The organism is Pseudoalteromonas atlantica, assembly GCA_007988745.1.
Classification (GTDB): Bacteria; Pseudomonadota; Gammaproteobacteria; order Enterobacterales; family Alteromonadaceae; genus Pseudoalteromonas; species Pseudoalteromonas atlantica.
Genome location: BJUT01000126.1, coordinates 1 through 1,053 on the forward strand (window position 1 = coordinate 1; position 1,053 = coordinate 1,053).

Here is a 1,053-nt window from a genome sequence, read left to right on the forward strand (position 1 = left end):
CGACTTTGTATTGTCATTTCGCTACGACTCAGTTCATTTAGATTACTCATCCATTCTTTTTTGTACTGAGCAAAAAAACTTTCTGAACAGGCATTATCCCAGCAGTTCCCCTTTCTCGACATGCTAATCGTTACACCTCGCTTGTTCAACCACGATATAGTCTCTTTAGCTCGATACTGGCTCCCTTGATCTGAATGAAACAGTAAACGTTGCCCGTTCGGCTTGCGCACATTCCAAGCCTTCTTTAGTGTTTTAATCACTAAAACCGCATTATTAATTCGACTTGTTGCCCAGCCCACAACTTTGCGTGAGTATAAATCTAAAATGACACATAAGTACTGCCAGCCTTCTTTACAGCGCACCTGAGTTATATCCGATACCCATACACTATTAGGCTCTTCAACATCAAATTGACGAGCAAGTAGATTCTCTGTCGTTATAAAACCCTGCTTTTTATTACCACTGGTGTAGCGACGCTTACCTGATTTAGAGCGATAACCTACGCTTTGTAATAAACGCTGCACTCGGCCTTTACTGCAATCATACCCGTCGGCTATGGCGGCTTGCCACAATTTTCTGTAACCAGGTATGCAGTGCTCTTCATTACTTCTTTTTATTAAAAACTGAAGTAAAAAATCATTTTTTCTTTCAACTGGATTCGACGACTGTTTCAACCATTTGTAATACCCAGCCTTAGAAACAGATAATAACTTACATAACTTGCTTACTGTTTTCTTCACCGTCGTGGTCTTATGAATATATTGAAACCTTATTCTTTTAGACTGTCGAAGTAGGCCCTCGCCTTTTTTAGTACGTCGTTCTCCAACTGTACGTCCTCAAGCTGCTTTTCAAGGTTACGAACTTGACGTTCAAGGTCTTTATATGACTTTTCTGGACCATGGTTTTTAAGTGGCTTAGGCTCTTTTCTTGAGGTCATTTTACTTCTCCAACTTGACAGCATATCGGGATGAATACCGTATTTATTAGCGGTCATTTTAACGGTACCGTGTGAGTCTAGTGACTCTTGCACCACTTTTCTTTTAAATTCCTCTG

The 1,053-nt window shown here is 40.3% G+C and carries 2 protein-coding genes; both read right to left on the reverse strand.

Features of this window, described 5'->3' with window-relative positions; genetic code table 11:
* Positions 1-773, reverse strand: a 773-nt coding sequence (locus PAT01_RS19995; protein ID WP_186807321.1) for an IS3 family transposase, incomplete at its 3' end; no start/stop codon positions are given.
* Positions 770-1,053, reverse strand: a 284-nt coding sequence (locus tag PAT01_RS20000) for a transposase (protein ID WP_154946068.1), incomplete at its 5' end; no start/stop codon positions are given. The genes PAT01_RS20000 and PAT01_RS19995, both read right to left, overlap by 4 nt.